20 protein-coding genes and 1 other RNA gene are annotated in these 23604 nt (G+C 45.8%); 11 read left to right on the top strand and 10 right to left on the bottom strand.

Annotated elements, in window-relative coordinates; translation table 11 throughout:
• Window positions 1-49: 49 nt before the first annotated feature.
• A complete protein-coding gene (locus tag IAQ59_RS15405) occupies window positions 50-1438 on the bottom strand; it encodes a DUF3748 domain-containing protein (RefSeq protein WP_245189631.1) in 1389 nt (462 codons plus the stop codon).
• Window positions 1439-1604: 166 nt separating this feature from the next.
• Between IAQ59_RS15405 and IAQ59_RS15400 the strand changes: the two genes are divergently transcribed.
• From IAQ59_RS15400 to IAQ59_RS15375, 6 genes are all read left to right on the top strand, one after another.
• The gene (locus IAQ59_RS15400; RefSeq protein ID WP_209331723.1) at window positions 1605-2054 is read left to right on the top strand and encodes a hypothetical protein; all 450 of its coding nucleotides are present in this window, start codon (window positions 1605-1607) and stop codon (window positions 2052-2054) included.
• A 33-nt stretch (window positions 2055-2087) separates the two neighbouring features.
• The gene (locus IAQ59_RS15395) at window positions 2088-2729 is read left to right on the top strand and encodes a DsbA family oxidoreductase (protein WP_209331722.1); all 642 of its coding nucleotides are present in this window, start codon (window positions 2088-2090) and stop codon (window positions 2727-2729) included.
• A gap of 67 nt (window positions 2730-2796) precedes the next feature.
• Window positions 2797-3201, top strand: a transfer-messenger RNA (tmRNA) gene (gene ssrA / locus IAQ59_RS15390).
• A gap of 389 nt (window positions 3202-3590) precedes the next feature.
• A complete protein-coding gene (locus IAQ59_RS15385) occupies window positions 3591-4343 on the top strand; it encodes a bacteriorhodopsin (protein ID WP_209331721.1) in 753 nt (250 codons plus the stop codon).
• A gap of 217 nt (window positions 4344-4560) precedes the next feature.
• Window positions 4561-5724, top strand: coding sequence for a lycopene cyclase family protein (locus IAQ59_RS15380; protein WP_209331720.1), 1164 nt, complete (start codon window positions 4561-4563; stop codon window positions 5722-5724).
• Entirely contained in the window at window positions 5711-6577 is an 867-nt protein-coding gene (locus tag IAQ59_RS15375) for a Brp/Blh family beta-carotene 15,15'-dioxygenase (RefSeq protein WP_209331719.1), read from the top strand. The genes IAQ59_RS15380 and IAQ59_RS15375 overlap by 14 nt, the downstream gene beginning before the upstream one ends.
• 83 nt (window positions 6578-6660) lie before the next feature.
• Here IAQ59_RS15375 and ppsA read toward each other — a convergent pair whose 3' ends face one another.
• Window positions 6661-9027 carry a phosphoenolpyruvate synthase gene (gene ppsA, locus IAQ59_RS15370; protein WP_209331718.1) on the bottom strand — a complete coding sequence of 789 codons (2367 nt, stop codon included), beginning with the start codon at window positions 9025-9027 and terminating at the stop codon, window positions 6661-6663.
• Window positions 9028-9274: 247 nt separating this feature from the next.
• Here ppsA and IAQ59_RS15365 point away from each other — a divergent pair, with 247 nt between their 5' ends.
• The 3 genes from IAQ59_RS15365 to IAQ59_RS15355 all read left to right on the top strand — a co-directional run bounded on the left by IAQ59_RS15365 (window position 9275) and on the right by IAQ59_RS15355 (window position 12411).
• A complete protein-coding gene (locus IAQ59_RS15365; protein ID WP_209331717.1) occupies window positions 9275-10363 on the top strand; it encodes an efflux RND transporter periplasmic adaptor subunit in 1089 nt (362 codons plus the stop codon).
• Window positions 10360-11619, top strand: a complete 1260-nt coding sequence (locus IAQ59_RS15360; protein WP_209331716.1) for an ABC transporter permease — start codon at window positions 10360-10362, stop codon at window positions 11617-11619. The genes IAQ59_RS15365 and IAQ59_RS15360 overlap by 4 nt, the downstream gene beginning before the upstream one ends.
• A gap of 108 nt (window positions 11620-11727) precedes the next feature.
• The gene (locus IAQ59_RS15355; protein ID WP_209331715.1) at window positions 11728-12411 is read left to right on the top strand and encodes an ABC transporter ATP-binding protein; all 684 of its coding nucleotides are present in this window, start codon (window positions 11728-11730) and stop codon (window positions 12409-12411) included.
• Window positions 12412-12508: 97 nt separating this feature from the next.
• On the opposite strand, the gene IAQ59_RS15350 is transcribed toward IAQ59_RS15355, so the two are convergent.
• Window positions 12509-12685 carry a histone H1 gene (locus tag IAQ59_RS15350; protein ID WP_209331714.1) on the bottom strand — a complete coding sequence of 59 codons (177 nt, stop codon included), beginning with the start codon at window positions 12683-12685 and terminating at the stop codon, window positions 12509-12511.
• A 44-nt stretch (window positions 12686-12729) separates the two neighbouring features.
• Window positions 12730-13980, bottom strand: coding sequence for an aminotransferase class I/II-fold pyridoxal phosphate-dependent enzyme (locus IAQ59_RS15345; protein ID WP_209331713.1), 1251 nt, complete (start codon window positions 13978-13980; stop codon window positions 12730-12732).
• Window positions 13981-14195: 215 nt separating this feature from the next.
• On the opposite strand from IAQ59_RS15345, the gene accC reads away from it, so the two are divergent.
• On the top strand, window positions 14196-15698 hold the full coding sequence (accC, locus tag IAQ59_RS15340; RefSeq protein WP_209331712.1) for an acetyl-CoA carboxylase biotin carboxylase subunit: 1503 nt from the start codon (window positions 14196-14198) through the stop codon (window positions 15696-15698).
• Complete coding sequence (locus IAQ59_RS15335; protein ID WP_209331711.1) at window positions 15674-16291, top strand: Maf family nucleotide pyrophosphatase; 618 nt, start codon at window positions 15674-15676, stop codon at window positions 16289-16291. Before accC ends, IAQ59_RS15335 begins: the two co-directional genes overlap by 25 nt.
• A gap of 56 nt (window positions 16292-16347) precedes the next feature.
• Here the strand turns inward: IAQ59_RS15335 and IAQ59_RS15330 are convergent, their stop codons facing one another.
• From IAQ59_RS15330 to IAQ59_RS15305, 6 genes are all read right to left on the bottom strand, one after another.
• On the bottom strand, window positions 16348-17472 hold the full coding sequence (locus IAQ59_RS15330) for a YjbH domain-containing protein (protein ID WP_209331710.1): 1125 nt from the start codon (window positions 17470-17472) through the stop codon (window positions 16348-16350).
• Window positions 17473-17489: 17 nt separating this feature from the next.
• Entirely contained in the window at window positions 17490-18185 is a 696-nt protein-coding gene (locus tag IAQ59_RS15325; RefSeq protein WP_209331709.1) for a hypothetical protein, read from the bottom strand.
• Window positions 18186-18190: 5 nt separating this feature from the next.
• Complete coding sequence (locus IAQ59_RS15320; RefSeq protein ID WP_209331708.1) at window positions 18191-19309, bottom strand: hypothetical protein; 1119 nt, start codon at window positions 19307-19309, stop codon at window positions 18191-18193.
• Window positions 19310-19745: 436 nt separating this feature from the next.
• Window positions 19746-22202 carry a leucine-rich repeat domain-containing protein gene (locus IAQ59_RS15315; protein WP_209331707.1) on the bottom strand — a complete coding sequence of 819 codons (2457 nt, stop codon included), beginning with the start codon at window positions 22200-22202 and terminating at the stop codon, window positions 19746-19748.
• Entirely contained in the window at window positions 22189-23028 is an 840-nt protein-coding gene (locus tag IAQ59_RS15310; RefSeq protein WP_209331706.1) for a hypothetical protein, read from the bottom strand. Before IAQ59_RS15310 ends, IAQ59_RS15315 begins: the two co-directional genes overlap by 14 nt.
• A complete protein-coding gene (locus IAQ59_RS15305) occupies window positions 23025-23603 on the bottom strand; it encodes a hypothetical protein (RefSeq protein ID WP_209331705.1) in 579 nt (192 codons plus the stop codon). The genes IAQ59_RS15310 and IAQ59_RS15305 overlap by 4 nt, the downstream gene beginning before the upstream one ends.
• Between the last annotated feature and the right edge of the window lies 1 nt (window position 23604).

Here is a 23604-nt window from a genome sequence, read left to right as displayed (position 1 = left end):
ACGGCAGGAGCATTTTCCCCAGCTGCAACTGACCTTTACCGCCTAGATGCTAGCGCAGCTTCTCCGCCAAAAATACCTGAATAAAGGCCCCCCTCGCTGACAACACATATCGGTTAAAGGCAATTCGCTGCCCGTCCCTGGACCAACAAGGGGCAAAAGGCGGTTCTGCGGATCGCTTCGTGAGGCGGGTCGGATCCGATACATCGCCCTCAGACGATACGCTTAGCAAAAAAAGACTGTTGTCACATACGTAAGTAAATACCTTTTCCCGTGGATGCCAGCGCACCATGCTCTGCACAGAAACGTGGTGGTAGGTTGCTTGCTTGGGTTCACCTCCCATGGGAGATACTAAAAAGACCTGCACCACTCCAGCGTCGTCTTTAGCCAGGTAACTGATCCAATCGCCATCTGCCGAGGAACTAAGCCAGTGCCGGGGTTCGGACGCTATGCCCGGATATTTCCGGTCGGCTGTGCGCGTAAGCCTTCTTACCGTTGCTCCTTTTGGAGGAGCGGGCATCTGCGTGGCGGTACCCTCCAAAGGGCCCAGATCACCCACAAGGTGAATGCTGTCCGGCACATCAACGATAAAAACTTCCGTAAGCTGCTCACCTTTTGGCGTGATCAAATCCCCCATAAAGGCCCTCGCACGCTGCAGCATCCCGTCGGGCTTGCGATATCCCGAATGGCCCACCCACCAGTCTTCGTAGGCCTTGCTGATTTCATCTGTACCGGGCCGTGGATTTGGCACTACAGGCACAAGCAAAACGGAAAACCAGGTGCCTTGAACCTGTTCTCCCACCGAATCCGACGGGACAATCACCTGCGGCCCCATTCGCTTGGATACGCCTACGGTTCTAAGATCCCGCTTTTCGCCGGTCTCATTTTCGAGCGCCACCATCAGGGCGTCATTGTAGGTAAATCCTATCCATTCGCCGTCCGCACTCCATTGATGTCGGTGAGTCCCTCCTCGCAAGGCTCCCGACGTGAAAGGCGGAACGATATCCCTCGAATCCATCCAACGAGGTACGCCCGGTTCGCTTTCATCAACGATCACTCCGGTACGTCTGTGGCCCGCATAGGGCCTTTCTTCATTGGCAGCTTCCGGACCGTGGATGAAAACCACCTGGTTTAAATAGGGATGGTAGCTCACTGCCCCGACCCCGGGACCAAAGGAGTTGGGTTGGGATACTTCATACAAAATTTTCGTCTCACCGTTCTGAATATTGACCTTTTCTATTTTGGTGTTCTGCTGTATTCCTGCCGGGTTAGGCCGTGTATCGTATACTATCCACGCATCGTCGGGAGAAAAATTCTCGTTGTGGTCCAACTCGTGATTTTGGGGTGCTTCGGTCAACTGACGCTCCGTCCAATAAGAGTCGGGGGTGCTACAGGCTATCATGATAAAAAATAGCAGGGTACAGATCGAAGAATCGCGCATGTCTGTTCGGTCATTTCGGATGGGCGTTTGATCTGTCAATTTACACCCTAAACCAAACTTCCCAAAACTAATTTATTCAAATCTATGTTCAAACCGTAGGTGGGCTGTATGTCCGTTAAAATCGTCTAAGAAAAAAGACACCTATTTTTACCTAAAAAACACTCCCATGAATCAATTCCCCCTTTTTAAAAAACACCTCTTTTCCTTCGTTTTTGTACTTTCTGTTGGATTTCTGGTTGGCAGTTGCGGTCCAAAGGTCTACTTTCCCGTTTCATCTGTGGTCCCAGCGGCTGAGCCGAAAGCTGCCGTAAAGAAAACCAAGGAAGGAGCTTACGAAGTAAAACTAGACGTCACCAACTTGGCACTTCCAGAACGCCTCTCCCCTCCCAAGCGAAGTTATGTCGTGTGGGTAAATACAGAGAGGCAGGGAGTGGTAAATATCGGCGAGTTGAGAAACCGTCGTGGCATGCTGGCGAATACCGGTAAAGCGAATTTCGTCGGTTCCCTATCCGAAAAACCTACGCAAATCATCGTGACCGCCGAAAACGATCCAAGTGTGCAATTCACGGGGGCACATACCGTATTCCGAAGCGATATCTTTTATATCAAAAAATAAATTCGTCATCGATTCAAGGTGATTCCAAAAAACATGCAAATAGAAATCTGGTCGGACGTGATGTGTCCGTTTTGTTACATAGGAAAGCGGCGCTTAGAGGGCGCCCTTCGGGAATTAGGGATGGAGGATGAAGCTGAAATAACCTGGAAAAGCTTTTTGCTGAACCCGGACATGAAAACGGACCCCTCCAAAAATAGCTTGGATTACCTTGCTGAGGCCAAAGGATGGTCCATGGAGCAGGTAATCCAAATGACCGAACACGTAGCCGGCATTGCCGCCGCCGAAGGGTTGGACTACCGGATGGCGGACACCAAGGTAGCCAACGCATTGGACGCCCATCGCATCATTCAACTGGCCAAAAGGCACCATCTGGGCAATGAGATGGAAGAACGCCTGTTTCGTGCCTATTTCACCGAAGGCGCCAACATCGCCGACCACGCGACGCTGATCCGGCTGGCGGAGGAAGTGGGCATTTCCAGCGAAACCGCCGCAGCCTGCCTAGAGGAGAAGGCCTTTACCCAGGCAATCGAGGCCGATATACGCGAAAGCCAAAGCTTAGGTGTGCGGGGTGTGCCCTTCTTTGTGTTTGACCGTCAGTACGCCATCTCCGGTGCGCAGCCCAAAGAGCTATTTGTGGAGACGCTGGAAAAATGCAGATTGGAAGAGAAAAATTAGGGCAGAAATGCAAAACATCGGGCGGGGGAACTAATTTCAGGTTATCTTTGTCTTGTGATTACTTAATGGGGCTGACCGGTTTTGACAGTAGGTGTAAGGATCGGGCTCGCATGCAGGCTGGAGTATGTACGGCCTTGAATCATTCATACGAACCATAATTGGCGAATCTAATTACGCCATGGCTGCCTAATCTTTCCCTTCGGGGATTAAGATACGCTTAAAGGGTTGAGTTTCGAGAGAATCTCCCCGGCCACATCCCACCGTGCGTTGCGCTGTCCGGGCGGAGTTGGGGTGTCGATCAGACAGGGCTGCTGCCCGTGAGGCTACTAAACGGGAATAAGCTCAGTGGCTAAGCTGTTGTCCGGTGTGTCACCCAGCAAACGACAGTCGAAAATCCAACAGGTGACTAAGCATGTAGACGGTACGGTGTTTCCCTATCTGGACGCGAGTTCGAATCTCGCCAGCTCCACCGAAAGACTCCTGCTCTCCTAATAACCACGTGTGTTAGAGGAGCAGGAGTTTTTTTTTACCAATTCAAAGAGCTTGATGATTTTCAAGTGATAAATGAAATGTATCTTCTCTCCTAATTGATCACCCTAACATCCCTTCCAAAAGAACGCGGAGCTAATCATCCATCTTTTTGACCTAAAAATAAGTCGAAACCAAAGAAAATCAGGCATTTCCAGATAAAAATTCCGGATACCGTTTTTTGCTTTCTTACAGTTGATTTCTTACGGCACATATACATTTGTTTATCATTTTTAATTTTTTGTTAAACAAAATATATCCTGATTTATTATACTACTACGTGATCACCAATACATTATTCTTTCCTTTATCCATCATAAAAAACAATTATCTATGAACACCATTCTAACCGCAGATTTGGTAGGTCTTGACAAGATCATCAATAGCGACCCGATTGCCATCACCTTCTTTATAGGGTACATGGCCATGTTTGCCTCCGCTGTCTTTTTCTTTGTAGAAAGAGGTTCTGTGGACGGGAAGTGGAAAACTTCCCTATTGGTATCCGGCCTAATCACCGGAATTGCCGCTGTCCACTATTATTACATGCGTGATTTTTATTTGGAGACCGGGCAAAGTCCCACCGCTTTCAGGTACGTGGACTGGACACTTACCGTACCACTGATGTGCGTAGAATTCTATTTATTGACCAAACCATTTGGCGCAAAGGGAGGAACGCTGTTCAAGCTAATTTTAGCTTCTTTGGTCATGCTGATCACAGGATACATCGGGGAGACTTCTGGAATAGAAAGTAACATCCTGTGGGGCATTTTATCCACGCTGGGGTATCTCTACATCGTGTACGAAGTATTTGCAGGCGACGTAGCCAAATTGGCAAAGTCCTCCGACAGTCCCGCATTAGGTCAAGCCATGTTTCTGTTGAAGATTTTCATTACACTGGGGTGGTCGATTTATCCTATCGGATACATGGTGCTTCCTGGAAACTTGCTCTCCGGCGCATTCGAGGTGAGCAGCATCGATCTCTTCTACAATTTGGCAGATGCCATCAACAAGATTGGCTTTGGCTTGGTGATCTACTCGGTCGCTATCGCAGAGACTGCGAAGTCACGAAAAGTCGTAGCTGCCTAATTTGAAAAGGCCATCCCGTCCCACAGGACAGGGATGGCCTTTTTTATTTGGTGATAGCTGATTTTCAGCAGTCACATACGGAGACACGCCTACAGGCCATGGCGTAAGTTAAGGTAGTACGCCAACTATGTGTATGAAATAGTATGGCCGTCCGTCTTTGGCGGGCTAGGATTCACCCGATCATCCTGACTAAAACCAAACCTGTCCCAAAAAACCTATGAACCCTCAAAAAGCTACTTATGACTTTATTATCAGCGGCTTTGGTTGTGCTGGTATGAGTTTGGTATTCTATTTAGCGCATAGTAAATTAAGAAATTGCAAAATCCTAATCCTCGATAATTCAGATAAGCAGGGCAACGATAGAACGTGGTGCTACTGGGCTGAAAAGCCATTGAAGATCCACCCGACTACCGAGCCTATCATTAGTTGGCAGACCATCGCACTTTCCAACGGAAACACACGCATAGAAAAACCCCTGGAGAATCTACGCTATTTCCATCTCAAATCCTCCGATTTTTACTTGGCAATCCGTGGCCTTCTGAAAAAGTTCCCCCACATCGAACTTCTTCAAGACAGCGTGGTGGAGTGCGCCGAAACCGATGAAGGGGCCTATGTTCAGACAGCGAATTACGGTATTTTTCACGCTAAAAAAGTATTCAACTCCATACCAAACTTTTCACTGAATCCTACTTCAAAACCCATTTTAAAACAGGTATTCGTAGGTTGGAAGGTCAAAACCACGGCACCCTGCTTCGACCCGAATACCGTAGTCCTCATGGACTTTTTGCAGAATACTCAGAACCAAACGGAGTTCTTTTATATTCTGCCGTTTTCATCCACCGAGGCACTGGTGGAATACACCACATTTAGCGACCAAGAACTTGACCAATGCCAGATGGAAGAGATGATTGATCGCTTTATCAGAAATGACGTTGGCCAGAAAGCCTATGAAGTAATCTTTCGGGAGCAAGGAAGTATCCCCATGACCACTCAGGAACTGTCAGCCTACCGATTTGAACACATCATTCCCATGGGCACGTTGGCAGGGTGGAGCAAGCCAAGTACAGGCTATACCTTTTACAACATCCAAAAACATTGCCAGCGGATCGTTTCCTGCCTGGAGGAAGAAAACCTGTCGGCGATGACAACCCTGAAAAGAAAACCCAAATACAATTTCTATGACAACATTTTGCTCAACATAGCCAGAAAATGGCCAAAAAAATTACCCGGTGTATTCATGAATCTTTTCCAAACCAACTCCGGACCTGAGGTATTAAAATTCCTAAACGAGGAAAGCAGCTTGTTGGAAGAAATCAAGATCCTGTCTCGACTGAAATTCCCGATTTTCATTAAATCGCTTCTGGACTATGAAAAACACTGATATTTGGGGCAAAGTAGTAGGTTTCATCATTGCGGGCCTGTATTTGGTATTTTTTGAAGGCAATCAGACCTTTGAATGGATTCTATTTGCCCTTGTTCTTTTTACGGTCGGGATCCCACATGGCGCCCTGGATCATCTATTGGCTAATCCCCATATCCAACGACGGGATCTGACCAGGTTTATATTAAAATACCTCGGGATAATTATACTCTATCTATTCATTTGGACTATGATCCCCGTGCTTGCCCTGTTCGCTTTCCTGATCATGTCCGCATACCACTTTGGCCAGAGTCATTATCTACGTGAAAGGTTGCTGATCGGGAAAGGCTTTTGCTATCTCGGTACAGGGGCGTTTTATCTTGGCGCAATTTTGCTTGGAAATTTCGAGCAAACGGAAACCATATTATCGCCGATAGTGGCTATTGGCAGGTTTTATGACGTTGGACTACTGTTACTTGGCACCAGTGTGGTTGCTGTAGCTTTTTTACTACGTAAAAACAAACAGATCCATTACCACATTTACTTGGCCGAGATGCTGACCCTGGGAACGCTGTTATTCCACCTTCCATTATTGGTTGGCTTTATCCTTTATTTCGGATTTTGGCATGCACTTCCGAGTATGGCAGAGGAATATCAATCATTAAAATTTTCCCTAGGCGACAACCGGTTAAGCCAATTTTTCCTACGAATGCTACCCTTTACGGCGGTTAGCATTATTGGAATGGGCATTATACTTGTTATCTTATATCCAACCAATACCACACAGGAGCTGACCCTGCTGTTTTTTGTGTTGGTTTCACTGATATCCGCTCCCCACATTTGGTATATGAATGGGTTTTTGGAAAGCAGGTGATAGAAGTTTGCCCTGCGTCATTGCAAATGGCATAAACAAAACAGGATAACGCTGTTTTTTTACCCATTTCGAATTTGTTTTCCTCACGATTCGGCGTGTCGGATATTCTCTATCCCCTTAAGCAATGCATCTGGATTAAAGGAAATGCTGTCTATTCCCTGCTCCACCAAAAACTGCGCAAAGGCGGGATGGTCACTGGGTGCCTGCCCGCACAGTCCGATTTTTCTTCCCCTCTCCTTTGCCGTACGGATCACCGATGCAAGCATGCGCTTGACAGCCTCGTTGTTTTCGTCAAACAGATCGGCGACAATGGCCGAGTCCCGGTCTATCCCCAAGGTAAGTTGGGTGAGGTCATTGGATCCTATGGAAAATCCATCAAAAATCTCCGAAAAGGCCTCCGCCAATACCACATTACTGGGTATCTCGGCCATGACATAGACCTCCAGCCCATTCTTCCCACGCTCCAATCCAAAATCAGCCATCACCTCCAGCACTCTCCTGCCCTCCTCCACCGTGCGGCAGAAGGGGATCATGACCTTCACATTGGTGAAACCGAGCTCATCCCGCAGCACCCGGACCGCCTCACATTCCAGCCCAAATCCTTCCCGGTACCGCTCATTATAATACCGAGAGGCACCCCGGAAACCCAACATGGGGTTTTCTTCCTCCGGCTCGAAGGATTTTCCTCCGATCAGTTGGGCGTATTCGTTGGTCTTGAAATCACTCATTCGGATAATGACGTCTTTGGGATAGAATGCAGCCGCCACGATGGCCAAATGCTCCGAGAGTGTCTCCACAAAATAGCGCTTCTTGTCCCCGTAGTGTTGGGTAATCGCCGCGATTGCCCGCTTATCATTTCCCTCCGGAAGCATGGCATAGTTTACCAAGGCCATGGGATGAATACGGATGGTATTGGTTATGATAAACTCCATGCGGAGCAGGCCCACTCCTTCGTTGGGATAAAAAGATAGCCGAAAAGCTTTAAACGGATCCGCCAGGATAAACATTGGCTTGGTGGCAGTAGGCTCCATAACTCCCAAATTCACCTCCCTCTCCGACCAATCCAGCTTCCCATCATACACCATTCCCTCATCTCCCTCTATGCACGATACGGTAACCATCTGCCCATCCTTTAGCTTTTCCGTGGCATCGCCCGTTCCGACCACTGCATGGATTCCCAGTTCCCTGGCTACGATCGACGCATGGCTGGTCCTTCCCCCCTTGTTGGTTACAATGCTGATTGCCCTGCGCAACATCGCGTTCCAATCGGGATTGGTGATATCGGCCACGATGATGTCACCGTCCTTCACTTTACCCGAATCCGCAAGTGACTTGACAATACAAACCGGACCGCTTGCGATTGCAGTGCCCACCGCCTTTCCCTTGGTCAATGGCGGAACCTTTTCATGCAGCTTATATTCCTTGATGGTTATGTCCTTTTTCTGTCCGTGAACCGTTTCCGGCCGAGCCTGCACGATAAACAATTCGCTGGTCAAGCCGTCCTTTGCCCATTCGATATCCATGGGAAGTCCATAATGCTGCTCGATCCGAAGGCTCCAAGCTGCGAGTTTCGCTACTTCCTGCGGATTCAAGGAAAAGCTGTTTTGCTCAGCCGGACTGGTCTTGATGTTTACCACCGATTTTTCGCCACCGCTCGAATAGACCATCTTATGGGCCTTTTCACCCATTTTTTTATAAATCAGGCTGGAGATGCCCTTTTTGCCAATGAATGGCTTGAACGCATAAAACTCGTCAGGGTTTACGGCACCCTGAACCACATTCTCACCCAATCCCCAAGCTGAGGTGAGGTAGATCACATTCTCAAAACCGGTCTCCGGATCGATGGAAAAAATGACTCCCGCACTGCCCAGGTCGGAGCGAACCATGCGCTGAACGCCCACCGAAAGGTACACCTGCATGTGATCAAACCCGTTGTCGATCCGGTATTTGATGGCACGGTCGTTAAAGAGGGAGACATAACAGCGATGAATAGCGGCGATCAGGCTTTCTTCCCCTTGAATATTAAGGAAACTGTCGTGTTGCCCGGCAAAGCTGGCCGTAGGTAAGTCCTCAGCGGTAGCAGAACTTCTGACAGCAACGGAAATGGGCTCACCTTGGGACAGTCTACGATAGGCCGAGATAAAATCCTGCTTCATCCTTTCCGGAAAGCTTCCTGAGGCAATCAGGGAGCGGCATGCGCTTCCTATTTCAGCCAAGTTGCTCAATTGGCGGGTATCCAGCTTTTGAAGCTGATTGGTCAGCTTTTCGGAAAGGTCATTTTGAGCCAAAAAGTCCCTAAAGGCTTCCGCCGTCGTGGCAAATCCGTCCGGGATTTGAATACCCAAGGGAGTCAATTCATGCCTCATTTCTCCCAAGGAAGCGTTTTTGCCCCCCACAGAGGAAACCTCGGTATTTCGGATCGTGTCAAATGGTATCGTGAAGGTCGCCATATCAGGTTATTTTGGGAGTGTGCTAATAGGCATCAATTTAACTCCAAACTTTCTAATAAAACAGGACAAAAGTCAGCAAATACCGAATATCGATCAACGAACACGGAAAAAAACAACCCGTTACCAATACCCAATTCAATTGCAAAACCGGTTTGGGAACTTTTAAATTCAAATGCCCTCAATTTCCAATGAATTGTTATAAAGTCTGTCCATTAAACGCTAAATTCACCCTATAAAACTGGTCAGCATGAAATTGAACAGCTTGCATTATGGGCACTTGGTATGGTTTTTCCTGTTTTCCTGCGGGTCTTCGGAAGAACAGACATATCCGCAAATAGAAAACCTATCGGAATCCGTTTTTGCTTCTGGATTGATTAAGGCCCGATACCAATACCAAGCTTACGTTAATGCTACCGGTACTGTTCAGGAACTATTTGTATCAGAAGGTGACACGGTAGAAGTCGGCACGCCAATTCTTTCCATATACAACCAATCGACCAAGTTAAGCCGGGAAAACGCAGCGCTTAACCGCGCGTTTGCAGACCGGAAAGCAAACGAGAGTAAGCTAAAGGACTTGGAAATCAGCATCAATTATACCCAAACAAAGTACCACAATGACTCCCTTCTGTACAGAAGGCAAGAGCGGCTAAGCAGTCAGGGAATCGGTACCGCCGTTGAATTGGAACAGCGGTTATTGGCTTTTGAAAATTCCAAAGCCACGTATGAGGGGCTCCAACTCCGCTATGTCGAGCTGAAGAGGGAACTGGAATTTAACGAAAGAAGTGCCGCTACCAATCTGGCGATTTCTACCGCCCTTGAGAGCGAACTGGTCCTCAAGAGTGAAGTAAAGGGCCTGGTCTACGCCCTTTTGAAAGAAAAGGGAGAAATGGTGAATGCCCAAACCCCATTGGCCGTATTGGGCAGCGATACGGAATTTATCCTGGAAATGCAGGTAGACGAATTTGACATCGCCAAAGTCAAACGGGGACAGCGAATCTTGGTTACGATGGATAGCTATCGTGGAAAGACCTTTGAAGCAGTGGTGTCCAAGATCAATCCCCTAATGGATGAACGCAGCAAAAGCTTTACCGTGGAGGGAGTTTTCGTTGACGAACCTCACACGCTGTACCCAAACCTGACATTGGAAGCGAATATACTTATACAGACCAAAGAAAATGCCTTGGTTCTTCCCAGGTCATTTATTCTTTCGGACAAATTCGTATTGACTACGGATGGCGATACGTTGGAAATCCAGATTGGGTTAAAAGACTATCAGAAGGCGGAGATTCTTTCTGGTATAGATAAAAACACCGCCGTAAAAAAACCCGGCATATGAAGCTAAATCTGATTTTCCACATTGCGCGATCTTTGATGATTGCGAGGTTTAAGCAAACAGCCATTGCAGCGACCGGAGTGGTATTCAGTATTACGATGTTTGTTGCGCTACTGGGCTTTATGAACGGACTCAATAAATTATTGGATGGCCTGATTCTAAACAGAACGCCCCACATCCGTTTTTATAATGACATAAAACCAAGTCCAAATCAGCCCATCGAGTCTGACGAGCGATTCGACGCTTACTATCACATCATCCGCTCTATCAAGCCCACAGCCTCCCGGCAGCACTTATACAACAACGAAGCGATCATTCGTACGCTAAACGAAGATCCGAGGGTGCTCGGGGTGGCCCCGAAACTTTCGGCGCAAGTGTTCTTTAACGTGGGAACCATTGACATAACGGGCGTGATCGACGGGATTGATGTGGAAGCTGAAACCCGCTTATTTGCCTTCGAAGACTATGTGACAGAAGGCAATTACTTGGATCTCAAAAATACTTCCAACAGCATTATCTTAGGCAAAGGTCTGGCTGATAAGATGATGGCCGCCATAGGAGACGTTATTCAGGCGACCACTTCACAGGGTAATCGTGTCCAACTCAAGGTAGTGGGTTATTTTCAATCCGGTCTCGGCGACTTGGATAACGTGCAAAGCTTCGCCTCCATTAGTACGGTACAAAAAATGTTGGGAGAAACAAACTCTTTCATAACGGATATTCAGGTAAAATTAAACGACTTTAACCTCGCTCCTTCTATGGCCGAGGAGTACCGGGACATCTTTCGGATCGATGCAGACGACATTCAGACAGTAAACGCCCAATTTGAAACGGGGACACAAGTGCGTTCGTTGATTAGCTACGCGGTTGGAATTACCCTACTGGTAGTTTCTGGTTTCGGCATTTACAATATATTGAACATGATGATTTATGAAAAAATGGATACCATTGCCATCTTAAAGGCTATTGGATTCTCCGGAACCGACGTAAACCGCATCTTTATCGCAATAGCACTGACGATTGGTATAATTGGAGGGGCTATTGGTCTGGTATTTGGGTTTTTGGCCGGCCTAGGGATAGAGCGAATCCCCTTCGAAACAGAGGCCCTTCCTACGGTAAAAACCTACCCGGTGGACTTTAATCCAAGATACTATGTGATAGGGGGGATCTTCAGTTTGATCACCACCTATTTTGCGGGATATTTCCCTGCACGGAAGGCCAGTGGTGTAGATCCCGTGGAGATCATCCGCGGCAAATGATAAAGCATCGACGGCAAGAACAAGCCCGTTGAATACGGAGAGGTTTATCAGCGCCTATTTCTGTCGAAAGGAAACCAGGCTTTTTCCATCTACCATGCCTAAAGTATTATGAAAGAAAAACCTGTATTGGAAGCCAATGGCGTAAATAAGTATTTTTATAGCCCCGACAAAACACGGGTATTGAAGGATGTAAGTTTTCGGGTGACTCGGGGGGAGTTTGTGTCCGTAATGGGGAAATCTGGGTGTGGAAAATCCACGTTGCTATACATTATGTCTACCATGGATACCGACTACGAAGGAGAAATCCGCATAGATGAAGAGCTGATCACCGGAAAATCCGCCAATTACCTTTCTGCCATACGTAATCAGAAGATAGGGTTCGTATTCCAGTTTCACTACCTACTGAATGAATTTTCCGTGTTAGAAAACGTGATGATTCCCGGACTGAAACTTGATCAAAAACCCCGCGAGGAACTGGAACAAATTGCGATGGATAAACTACGCATCTTTGACATGCAGGATCATGCATTGAAAAAGGCCAACCAACTTTCCGGTGGGCAAAAACAACGGGTGGCCATTGCCCGGGCATTAATGAACGATCCCCTTATCATTATGGGAGATGAACCCACCGGTAATCTAGACAAAAAAAACTCGGATATTGTGTTTAATATTTTTAAAGAGATTGCATCCGAATTTCATCAAACCATGCTGATCGTAACCCATGATCCGGAATTCGCAAAGGGCACCGACCGCATCATCGAAATGGAAGACGGTTATATCATCCAACAATAACTTAATTCTCGTAGTCCCGTATCGGATTGGAAAACAGCCAAATCCTTCCCTTTTCCAAAAAAAAGGACGGTCAAGAAAACCTGACCGTCCTTTTTTATCACTCTGCGTTCTTGATATCCTGTACTTCCTTGCGGATATCCTGGGCCAAGTTTTTCAAATCCTGCATGCCTTTTCTTACACGAGTACCCGCTGCTTGGTTCTTCTTTTCATAGAATTTCTCGAAATCGGCTTCCAAGGACATTACCAAGTCCTTGATTTCACTAAATCTGCTCATAGACAAAAGTATTAAAGTTTATAAAGGTTTATGGGATGTTTTGGTTATTCACCAAATGAAGTTGCTAATTCGGTTTGATTATAATAGCCGCTGGCAAGCTTTTCCTTGATCGCCTCGAAAGCTGCAATGGTTTCCTTTACGTCTTCCAAGGAATGTACCGCAGTGGGGATTAATCGGAGTATGATCATCCCTTTAGGTACCACTGGATAAATAACCACGGAACAGAAAATGTTGTAGTTTTCCCGCAGGTCCTTACTAAGCGTGGCAGCCTCCCCTACGGTACCATTAAGAACTACAGGCGTGACAGGAGACGTGGTGGTCCCTATACTAAACCCTTTATCCCGAAGTCCGTTTTGCAGCGCATTCACTACCTTCCAAAGATTTTCTTTCAGTTCCGGCATGGTTCTCAGCATTTCCAACCGCTTAAGAGTCCCTTCTACATAGATCATGGGAAGCGATTTGGCAAAGATCTGAGACCTCATATTGTACTTTAGATACAATATCACTTGTTCATCACCGGCTATAAAGCCACCAATGCCTGCCATGGATTTGGCAAAAGTGGAAAAATAAAGGTCAATTTCATCCTGAACGCCCTGCGCCTCTCCAGCACCTGCACCGGTGGCCCCCATGGTACCAAAGCCGTGGGCATCGTCCACCAATACTCGGAAGGAATATTTTTGCTTCAACGCCACGATATCTTTGAGATTCCCCATATTGCCGGTCATACCAAAGACGCCCTCGGTAATTACCAGGATACCTCCTCCGGTTTCGGACGTAAGCCTCTCCGCGCGCTTTAGTTGCTTTTCGAGGTTTTCCATGTCATTGTGAGGATACACAAACCGCTTACCCATGTGCATGCGCAACGCATCGATAATACAGGCGTGGCACTCTGCATCGTATACGATCACATCCTTTCGATCTACCAACGAGTCGATGACGCTCATTATTCCTTGGTAACCGTAGTTAAGCACATAGGCCTTCTCTTTGCCTACAAACTTGGCCAGTTCATCTTCCAATTTCTCGTGCAGATCAGTCTGTCCGGACATCATTCGGGCACCCATTGGATAGGCAGCACCCCATTTGGCCGCAGCATCTGCATCTACTTTCCTTACATCCGGATGGTTAGCCAGACCAAGGTAATTATTTAAGCTCCAGGTAAGCACTTCCTTTCCCTGAAACCTCATCCTTGGGGCTATTTCGCCCTCCAATTTCGGAAACATAAAATACCCTTCTGACCTACCTGAATGCTTGCCCAAAGGGCCTAGGTTGGTCTGTAACTTTTCGAATAGATCCAATGCAATAAGTGTTTTTGTATAACAAAACCAAAATTCAAAATGGCTTGAATTTTAACCCTCAAAACTAACACAAAATCCACTTGGACGCAAAAAAACTGCTACTTTTAGCGGATTCTTTCCGTTTACCGATGAAATTTGGTTAGTTTAGCCACGCCCCTTTTCGCAACCAACAATACCGCAAGAAGCGGCCTAGGGGGGATATTAGAAGCGCTTTTATGAAAATACGAAAACTACTGGTGGCAAACCGCGGAGAAATTAGCCTACGGATTATCCGGTCTGTGAAAGAGATGGGTATTCAGACAGTGGCGGTTTTTAGTGAAGCTGACAGAGAGTCACCTCATGTGTTGGCGGCAGACCAAGCGGTATGCATTGGAGCGGCCCAGGCCTCAGCATCCTACTTATGCATGGACAAGATTATTCAAGTTGCCAAAGACTTGCAAGTGGATGCCATACATCCCGGATATGGCTTTTTATCCGAAAACGCGGAATTTGCTGAAAAAGTAACTGCCGCAGGAATCACTTTTGTGGGACCATCTGCTGAATCGATTGCCATAATGGGGAGCAAGCTGCAAGCTAAGAAGGCCGTTTCGGCCTATGGAATTCCCTTGGTACCGGGCACGGACAAACCGATTGAAGAGGTAGCACACGCCAAAGAAATCGCTGCCCATATCGGTTACCCTATTCTTATCAAGGCTAGTGCGGGAGGTGGAGGAAAGGGAATGCGCATTGTAAGGAATGCGCAAGAATTTGACGATCAAATGGCAAGGGCTACCTCAGAAGCGAGATCTGCCTTTGGCGACCCTGCTGTCTTTATTGAAAAATACATTGAATCACCCAAGCATATCGAGATACAACTTCTAGGTGATCAGCATGGCAATATGGTATACCTCTTTGAGCGGGAATGCTCTATTCAGCGGCGCCATCAAAAAGTCATCGAAGAAGCTCCCTCCCCCATCCTGACGCCGCAAATACGAACGAAAATGGGTGATGCAGCGATTCTGGTAGGCAAATCCTGCAATTATTACGGAGCCGGCACCGTCGAGTTTCTTGTTGACAAGAACCTTGATTTCTACTTTTTGGAGATGAACACACGCCTGCAAGTAGAGCACCCCGTTACAGAATGTATTACCGGATTGGACCTGGTCAAAGAGCAGGTCAAAATTGCCGAGGGAGACCTTCTCTCCGTTACGCAAGAAGAACTGCATATCAACGGGCACGCTATCGAAGCACGCATCTACGCCGAAGATCCTGAAAACCAGTTTCTCCCCGACACAGGTACGTTGGTCACCTATGCACCGCCAAAGGGTCCGGGCATACGCGTCGATGACGGCTTTGAGGAAGGGATGCAAATCCCCATTTACTATGACCCCATGATCGCCAAACTAACGGTACATGCCCAAACGAGGGAGTTGGCAATTGCTAAAATGCAACAGGCACTGACTGAATTTAAGATCACGGGTATCAAGACCACCATTCCGTTTTGCCAATTTGTGATGGACCATCCGGAGTTTAGGTCGGGTGCGTTTACTACCAAATTTGTGGAAACCCACTTTGATCCGGCTGAGCTTCAACCAAAATTTAGCGAAGAGGAAATGCAATTGATGGCCGCATTTGCAGTGTATTGGAAGGAGCTGTCCGAAAATACACCTTCAACCGCACCTAATAGCCCGATTCAAAACAAACCCCATTCCAGATGGAAATCCCGCAAAACGAAGTGACGGATTCACCTCTTCGAAAGCTGAGCCTTTCGAACAAAAAAATCATTTTGGCATCAAACTCTCCAAGGAGAAGTGAACTGCTGAAAGGGCTCGGCATCGAATTTACCGTGAAAACGTTACCCGTTGACGAGTCATTTCCGCCAGATATGGAAGGAACCCAAGTAGCGGCTTATTTGGCCTCAAAAAAAGCTGCCGCTTATGCCTCTGTTATCGGAGAGGGAGAGATACTGATCACTGCCGACACCGTAGTGCTAGCCGCTGGATTAATCCTAAATAAGCCTCAAACGATGCAGGAGGCACATGAAATGCTTCGTTCTCTATCGGGGAAAAAGCACCAGGTAATCACAGCCGTGTCAATCTTTGACCAAAACAGAACAGTTTTGATCGAAGACCTGGCCACGGTGTACTTCAGAGAGCTCAAAGAGGAAGAAATCCGGTATTACGTGCATCGATATAAACCGTTTGACAAGGCTGGCGCCTATGGAATCCAAGAATGGATTGGATACGTAGCGGTGGAAAAGATTGAGGGATCCTTTTATACCGTTATGGGATTTCCGGTCCATTTAGTTTATCAGGCATTAGCGGAATGGTAATCGTACTCGCTTAAAAACAGGACGGAGACAACTAGATTGGACACGAAAGCGTTGGACTAACGCTTTAAAGATTGGATAAATTCACTGTTGTACTGCCGCAGTTCATCCGCCAAACGCGGCATACCAAGGCGAAATTTCCTACCAATGGGAGCTTCATAGGTATAATTATACTCCCAACGGAATTCTTCCGTCGTTCTTATTTCCCACCCTTTTCCCCTAAGTAGTTTTCCGGGAAACAATGGAAAGGCAAATTGAAAGCCACCGGAGGTTCCATTTCGAGTAGCCGCTGCAAAAAAGCCGATATCAATCAGACCGTATTGTTTGATTATATCAAAACGAATACCGTCGTCATTTCCCAAAAATCTACCAATGCTGAGTTTGGTAGTGACATTCCAAGGCATCACCCGGTATTCGATGTCTCCCAATATCCTGAGCTGATTCAATGACTCCGTGTAGAGACTTAGACCTGGAATAAAATAATAACCCGTCAGCGACGCTTCTACGCCAATATTCCATCGCTTATTAAAATCGTCGTACCGGTACTGCACATCCACCCCGTAGCGATCCTGGAAAAAGGTCCCAGCGGTAAGACTCAAAAAATGGTGCCTAAATGGAGAGATAAAATAATTCAGGTGACTGGGAGACAGGCGAACATAGGCACCAAATTGGCCCAGATTATTTTGAATGGGTATCAGCATGCCCGTCTGCACACTAAGTCCTGGTAAAATAAATACCCTTGTGTCAACAATTACATTGGTTCTAGACCGGAAAGGGGTTTCGAAATCGCCAAATCTAGCTGAAAAATCCGGGCTAATTCGAAAGTTCCAGCGGTAGCCGGCAAAAGGCCTATTCAGGTTTTTATACTGATTGGCAATCTCATCAGATACAGGACTATATTGAAAGGTATTTGCATCGTATACGCCCATGGGTCTATTCATATACAATGGAACAAAAAAAACTGAATCGGTCTCTTCTAAATGATTTCGGGCCCATTTCAAGCTGTGGTAGGGACTTCTAAAATTTCTATGCTCCCAAAAAAACACCTGTTGATCTTTGGCTATAATCGCCGTCGAGACCTGTTCAAATCCCGCAGACCTAAGCCGGTTCAAAGTAACTGACTCCTGTCCAGTCACCTGCCTGGAGATCAAAAAACAGCATGCTATAAGAACAATAAACCTCATTTTACTATCCTGTTCTATCAATAACTGATGGTGTACCGAACCGCAAGTCCCAATTCGAGGCCCGCCAAATCCACACGCTGCGTAGCGGGACTTACCAAGTCCCCTGAAAGTACCGTCGTTTGATGGTAGAATCCGCGGTGGTACCTAGCCTCAAATACGAGACTCACAAACTCAGGAAAAAGGTATTCGATACCAACCTTCCCATTGACACCATAATTGTTGCCACGGAACGGTTCGGCCTCTATATCCCCCAGGCCATCTTCAACCTTCCTAGAAAACCGGTTGTCAATAAAGTAGCGGCTAATTCCTCCCCCTGCAAATCCCTTGAGGTACTTAGGAATGATATCAGGAAAATTATACACCACTCCAGCATAAAGCGGCACAATACGTTGATCCAATTGCTCTGCAATCCGAAAATCACCTTCGAGGAGTCCGTGGGATTCCAGTACCTTTCGCCAATACCCGATCCGTGCATCAATGGCAAATCCCTGCCAGACATTCAATTCTGCCGAAATAAACGGAATCAAGCTCCTATTCACATAAGTGGACGCCTGTTCATACCCGATCAAAAAGGAACGCTCATCTACACCAGCATAGGTTCTATTCCACAAACCAGTTCCAACACTGACATTGTTCAGTTCTATCTGGGCAAACAAAGGACTGCTCCCAATAACCAAGAGCAGTCCTATCAAATGTTTGAGAATGGAATTCATGAATATCAGGCCCCAGAACCCTGATTGTGGCAGTAAACTTGAATGGCGTTATTTAGTACTGCCTCTGCATGGGCGATTGCTTCCTCATAATGCGCTTTGATGGCAGCGATGCCATTATCACGGATCTTTTTGATGCTATCCAACTCGGCCTCATAAAAAACATAATTGTACGCCAAGCTACCGAGGTACCAAGCACCCATTTGATTTCTGATATAAATTGCATAAACCAAAGCAAATGCGAGTAAATCTTCCTTCAACTCATGATCGCCGTGGTTCACCGCTCTCGTAGCTGCTTGCATTATCGAAGTGATAGTGGTTTGATGCTCAACCAATTGCTCCATGAGTAGTTCATGCACCAAGATATTCCGTTCAATAAGCCGCTCCTCGGCGTCGTAGGCTCTGCGCAGGTAATTTCCATTAATTTCGTCTTCCTGCTCTATCAACTGTGCGGTAAGGTCAGCCAATCTTGTTTGAAACGCTTCATTGGCCTCCACTACGCAAGAGGAATATAAATCAGAAGGTCGATTCCCCTGGCCTTGATTTCCCTGACCTCCATTATTCTGGCGCAAGCCGGCCAATAACGAGCCTTCGGTCTGTAACCTTGCAGCAATATCTTCCACGCTAGTTACCTGACCGTACTCTGGAATTAGCGGCAATGGGATATCCACATTTGCCTTCGCAAAAAATTCATTGAGGAATTGTTCCAATTCCGAGTCGATTTCATTTTCCGGATTCATCAACTTGATCAAAAATTCCAAGTCTAAATTTACAAGCAAATCAGAACCGGTATTTTCCTGCTTTAGGACGTCATTTAGCTCACGAAGTGCCTTTCTGGACGGCTCTGAAATTACTCTGCCCTCCTCCGAAAAAAGGATCACCTCTTCTAAAAGATTTCCTACTTCATCCGAAGGACCAACGTCTTCGTAATCAGGGTCCTCGATATTAGGCTCTGGATCATCTACACCGGGAAGGTCGTTAACCTCATCGAAATCTTCCGTGATCTGCTGAAACGGAGGAATTAAATCCAGCTCCTGAGGAGCACATTGAACAAAGACTCCAAGTGACACACCTCCCAACAACAATATCAACAAACCCTGGAATACGTAATGAAGGTTTTTTTTCATAACAGTATACATTTTATTTCTCTGATACGGGACTTTGCAAACCTGAAAAATAACTTGGACCTATACAATCGGTCAGATCATCCTAAAAAGGACACCAACAAAACACAAATCTATCATTCTAAAACTCAATCTGAACGTACCTATCAACCGCTTTCCAAGAAAATTCTGATTAGCAACTGTTTCTATGAGTTAAAGCTAAGAAGATAATTTTAGAAATTGCGCTCAAACAGGAGTTTTTTTTCGGCTTTACCGAAAATTTAAGCGAATCGGCTAAACTCATCAAAAACTAATCGATGAGTCCGAGAAACCATAAAAAATAATATAAACTTTTATTATCATTGATGACCCAAATTAAAAACAAAAAAAAATAAGTTAATCTAAAAATAAAGCAATTAATACCTACTTGGCTTTAAGTAAAATTAAAAATAACAACCCCTCAATAATACCTTACTTCACAAGTAGGATTTGCTTCTTTCAGATTGTCAATAGCCCGCTGATTCAGCCGCGTATTAAAACAAACCAATCTTTCTAAATTAATAAGATGCATTATAGGCTTGATAGATTTGACGTTTGTGCTAGCGATGTCCAGTTCCCGCAAATCGTACAACGTCTCCAATCCCCTCAAGCGGGAAATATTTGTTCCAGAAAGCACTAGCTTTTTCAGCCTACTAAGTCCTGCAATTGGACGAAGGTCCTCCACACCCGTATTGGACAGATCCAACTCCTCCAAGAAGAGTAAACCTGAAAGCGGTATCAAGTCTTTGACCGGAACTTGGGACATTCTCAGTGACCCTAAATTTTCCATCCGAGTAAGCGCGCTTATATCCTGCAAGGGCGCATTGTGAATTGAGAGGTGTATTAAATTAAAAAAGACCAGTAAAGGCTCTAGATTCAACACCTCGGAATCCTCTATCCGCACACCGTCCTGGGCCGTCATAGCATGCAACTGGGCCGAAGTAGGCGTCTCAGAAATCTCAAATTGACTTTTTAAAATATCCTGCCAATGATTATCGAGTGATTCCCACCAAGAATGTAGTTCTTCTGTCCTGTACACGATCGTTGCATTGGGCAAAATAGTTGCCAATGACTCTGCATCCCACGCAGCGACCTCTGTTGCGTCAATATCCACGTACCTCAAATTGACCAGTTCTTTTATCGGATCGATATTCGTAACCTTGGTACCCTTCAGGAAAAGACGCTCCAATGCAGCTAGTCCACCGAGTGGTTCTAGGCCTGCCACGGGGGTTTGGTTTGCACTAAGGGTGGTCAATGTCTTCATCTCTACCAAAGGAGTGAGATCGGCTACCCTTGTCTGATCTATGGACAAAAAGAATGCTTTCTTAAACTTTAACGCCGGCCTAAGATTCGTCACTTCCGAACCGGAAAGATTTAAGGAATCTATCCCAACCAACTCAGAAAGTTCTTCAATGGAAGGATTTTGAAAATTCATACTAGGAAAAAGATCGCTAAGTGCCTTATTCCAACCCTCAGGAAGCGTTTCCCACCACGTTTGGAGATTTTCCACGTTATGGATCAAAAGAATCCTTCGATTCCTCCTTGCAAATTCATCTGCACTTTGTTCCGAAATGGTTGACCTATCTGCGTAAATTCTCCGAATATTCACCGACCCATTCAGTGCGGCCAAGGAACTCACCTCTGTCCCATTTATATTTATTTTCCAAAGCTCCTTTAGCTCTGCGAGCGGACTCAGGTCGAGAATATTGGTCCCCTCCAGATTAATATCTTCCAATGCGGTCAGCTCCGAAAGAAATCCGAAGTTAATCAAAAAGTTATCCTTCAAATTAAGGGATTTGAGCCGCTTTAGCCCATTAATATTTTCAATATTATTAAATCCACTTGCCTCCAAATCGAGGTTTTCGAGCGCGACAAATTGATTCAATACACCAAACCCTAACAAACTCGTATTTGCAAGACGAAGGTCTACAAGATTTTTCAAGTTAAGCAAATCGTCTATATCCTTAATCCCTGTGTGTGAGAGGTTCAGGTGAGTCAACCGATCGGAATACTTTATGAACTGAATTTCTTCAGTAGGCGTATTGGAGATATCTAGGTAAGAAAGAAACGTTACATTGCTGATCGGGGCAAGCTCTCGAATGTTGGTGTGGCTAATATCAATGTATTTTAACTCATTCAGTGCCTCAATGGGGCTAAGGTCTATGATGAGGGGATTCCCTGAAAGGTCCAATGAATCAATCCCACTTATCCGATAAAGGTCATCTACGGTTACGGAGTCTTCTTCGAGAATGCCAAATCGCTCCCGGAAATAGTTGCCCCACTCATATGATAACGTACTCCACCATTCTGTAAGCTCCTCATCGCGGCTTAGCCTTGTAGTGTACATGCTAGCGATTTTAAGTTCCTTGGATTTCTGGTCAAAATTAACTTCTACAAACCTATTTTTAGTATTTTCAATTGGTTCGCCGTTAATGCCTGTACCTGATAATGTCCTGTCCATAGCCACTTCAAAGAAAAGTTCTCCCTTATCGTTGAGTTTAGGCTTTATTTCCTTCACCTTAAACTGAAAGGATACATCTTTGAAAAAAAATTCCACATCCTTAAAATAGGCAGTGACATTTTTATTGGTAATCACCTTCCTATCTAGCAGAAGATCATCCTCCACCTGCACGTTGTCGTCACGGAAAATCTTCTTATAGCTCTCCCGAATGATCACATCCTTGTCTCGGGCAAGGCTTTCCTCACTTCCCACAGTATTTAGGAGGTACTGAAGAAACCTAACTTGCTCTTCGACCTCCTGCGCTAAGTCTTTGATTTCCTGCTTGGTAAAACCGGGAATATCCTGTGCCTGCACACTGAGCGAACCCAGCAACAAACACCCCACAAAAAAATATTTGATGTTTTTAGTTATTGTCATAAATGTATTCCAAAACTAGTTCCTTGTCCCCTTCGGAGAGTTTCACCAAATTTGATATCAGCCATCCGGTATTAAATCCAGGTCTGTTAAATTGCGAAAGCTCGAAGTACCATTTGTCAATTTGAAAGAAATGGTACTTAACATCCTTTACCGTCACGAACTTCAAGTCGCCTCTTTTAATTTCATAAATAAAAAGGCTTAAGTAATCCGGCCTGAATTCCTTGGGGGTATAGGATTCCGGCTTAGGATCATCCTGAATGGCCTTCCTCAGGTTCATAAACCCAAGTTCGTGACTCAAAGGATGAAGGAACTTCTTATCGTCCCCTTGCGGCTTGTTAAAGGCAGATTTAAATGGATCAAATAGTACATTTTCTATTACCCATTCATACCCTAGTCCCTGCGGTTGCAATTTCAAGAACAATATCACATCGTGCGATCTGCCTCCATAGGTAAAAACGGTTGTTGCCTCTGCAAACCATTCTCCTCCATGAAAGCTAAGGTATTGAGGATAACTCTCGGAGACTACATAATTTAGAAACTCCCGTTTTAATTCAACGGGAAGATCGGAGGTTTCGTTGTCGAAAAGTATATTGATGAACGACCTTCTCAGCTCCCTATTTCGGTAATTTTCATCTCCAGGATTATACCGCCTATCGCCTTCTTTACTTTCCTCTCCATTAAATCGTCTAAAGAATTGATTGACTTGTTTGGTAGATGCTGCGAACCTACCATCGTCCTTCAGTGTTCCGGAGCTGTTTAATACTTGCCCCGGAACTTGCTGAAAGGATGAAATAAATAAGAATAACAGAACAATTTTTAATTTCATGCGGAAGTCTCAGTCACCCTCACGTCTCCAAGCATCACATCCCAAAACTCGATGGTTCTACCGGCGATCTGTGTTTGCTTTTTCTCCACGTAGATTGTGATGTCCTTTTTAGTTGTATCTCTGTAATTTAATCCAGCTTCCACGGAAGTACCTTCGAATCGCTGATAGATGGTAATTACACCTACATACCGGCCGTCAGGCTGCCGCTCGAGGTCGCTAATATAATGAATGTCATACCAGCTGATATTCACCCGATCGTAATTAAGTGCCATCAATCGCTCAAAGTATCTACGCACTTTGTAGTAAGCGATTTCACTTCGGTTTATCGAAGAAACACCCATTTCAGCGTCGGGCGCAAATAACTCCTCTGCTCTATCCATCACTCTCGTTGCTTCAGAAAACTGAGTCTCCTTGCTTCCAATGATACTGATGTATTTGCTCAAGTCTTTCACCTTCTCCAATGCAAGGGAGTCAATGGCTTGCTTTCTGGCAGGGCTGATATTGTCGTTTTGCGCCACGACAACCATTGAGGATGCCATGAACAGAATAAGTAGGGATAGAATATGTTTTTTCATG

Origin of the sequence: Lunatimonas salinarum, assembly GCF_017811155.1 — a bacterium.
GTDB classification, from domain to species: Bacteria; Bacteroidota; Bacteroidia; order Cytophagales; family Cyclobacteriaceae; genus Lunatimonas; species Lunatimonas salinarum.
Note: the sequence above shows the minus strand (reverse complement) of the source record. Positions and strands in the feature narration are given on the sequence as shown.

Bases quoted from the DNA above. Each gene is read 5' to 3' on its own strand.
- IAQ59_RS15325 (WP_209331709.1), bottom strand. From the start codon at position 18,185: ATGAATTCCATTCTCAAACATTTGATAGGACTGCTCTTGGTTATTGGG.
- IAQ59_RS15380 (WP_209331720.1), top strand. From the start codon at position 4,561: ATGAACCCTCAAAAAGCTACTTATGACTTTATTATCAGCGGCTTTGGT.
- IAQ59_RS15375 (WP_209331719.1), top strand. From the start codon at position 5,711: ATGAAAAACACTGATATTTGGGGCAAAGTAGTAGGTTTCATCATTGCG.
- IAQ59_RS15315 (WP_209331707.1), bottom strand. From the start codon at position 22,202: ATGACAATAACTAAAAACATCAAATATTTTTTTGTGGGGTGTTTGTTG.
- IAQ59_RS15320 (WP_209331708.1), bottom strand. From the start codon at position 19,309: ATGAAAAAAAACCTTCATTACGTATTCCAGGGTTTGTTGATATTGTTG.
- IAQ59_RS15365 (WP_209331717.1), top strand. From the start codon at position 9,275: ATGAAATTGAACAGCTTGCATTATGGGCACTTGGTATGGTTTTTCCTG.
- ppsA (WP_209331718.1), bottom strand. From the start codon at position 9,027: ATGGCGACCTTCACGATACCATTTGACACGATCCGAAATACCGAGGTT.
- IAQ59_RS15395 (WP_209331722.1), top strand. From the start codon at position 2,088: ATGCAAATAGAAATCTGGTCGGACGTGATGTGTCCGTTTTGTTACATA.
- IAQ59_RS15335 (WP_209331711.1), top strand. From the start codon at position 15,674: ATGGAAATCCCGCAAAACGAAGTGACGGATTCACCTCTTCGAAAGCTG.
- IAQ59_RS15330 (WP_209331710.1), bottom strand. From the start codon at position 17,472: ATGAGGTTTATTGTTCTTATAGCATGCTGTTTTTTGATCTCCAGGCAG.
- IAQ59_RS15400 (WP_209331723.1), top strand. From the start codon at position 1,605: ATGAATCAATTCCCCCTTTTTAAAAAACACCTCTTTTCCTTCGTTTTT.
- IAQ59_RS15350 (WP_209331714.1), bottom strand. From the start codon at position 12,685: ATGAGCAGATTTAGTGAAATCAAGGACTTGGTAATGTCCTTGGAAGCC.
- IAQ59_RS15405 (WP_245189631.1), bottom strand. From the start codon at position 1,438: ATGCGCGATTCTTCGATCTGTACCCTGCTATTTTTTATCATGATAGCC.
- IAQ59_RS15355 (WP_209331715.1), top strand. From the start codon at position 11,728: ATGAAAGAAAAACCTGTATTGGAAGCCAATGGCGTAAATAAGTATTTT.
- accC (WP_209331712.1), top strand. From the start codon at position 14,196: ATGAAAATACGAAAACTACTGGTGGCAAACCGCGGAGAAATTAGCCTA.
- IAQ59_RS15310 (WP_209331706.1), bottom strand. From the start codon at position 23,028: ATGAAATTAAAAATTGTTCTGTTATTCTTATTTATTTCATCCTTTCAG.
- IAQ59_RS15360 (WP_209331716.1), top strand. From the start codon at position 10,360: ATGAAGCTAAATCTGATTTTCCACATTGCGCGATCTTTGATGATTGCG.
- IAQ59_RS15385 (WP_209331721.1), top strand. From the start codon at position 3,591: ATGAACACCATTCTAACCGCAGATTTGGTAGGTCTTGACAAGATCATC.
- IAQ59_RS15305 (WP_209331705.1), bottom strand. From the start codon at position 23,603: ATGAAAAAACATATTCTATCCCTACTTATTCTGTTCATGGCATCCTCA.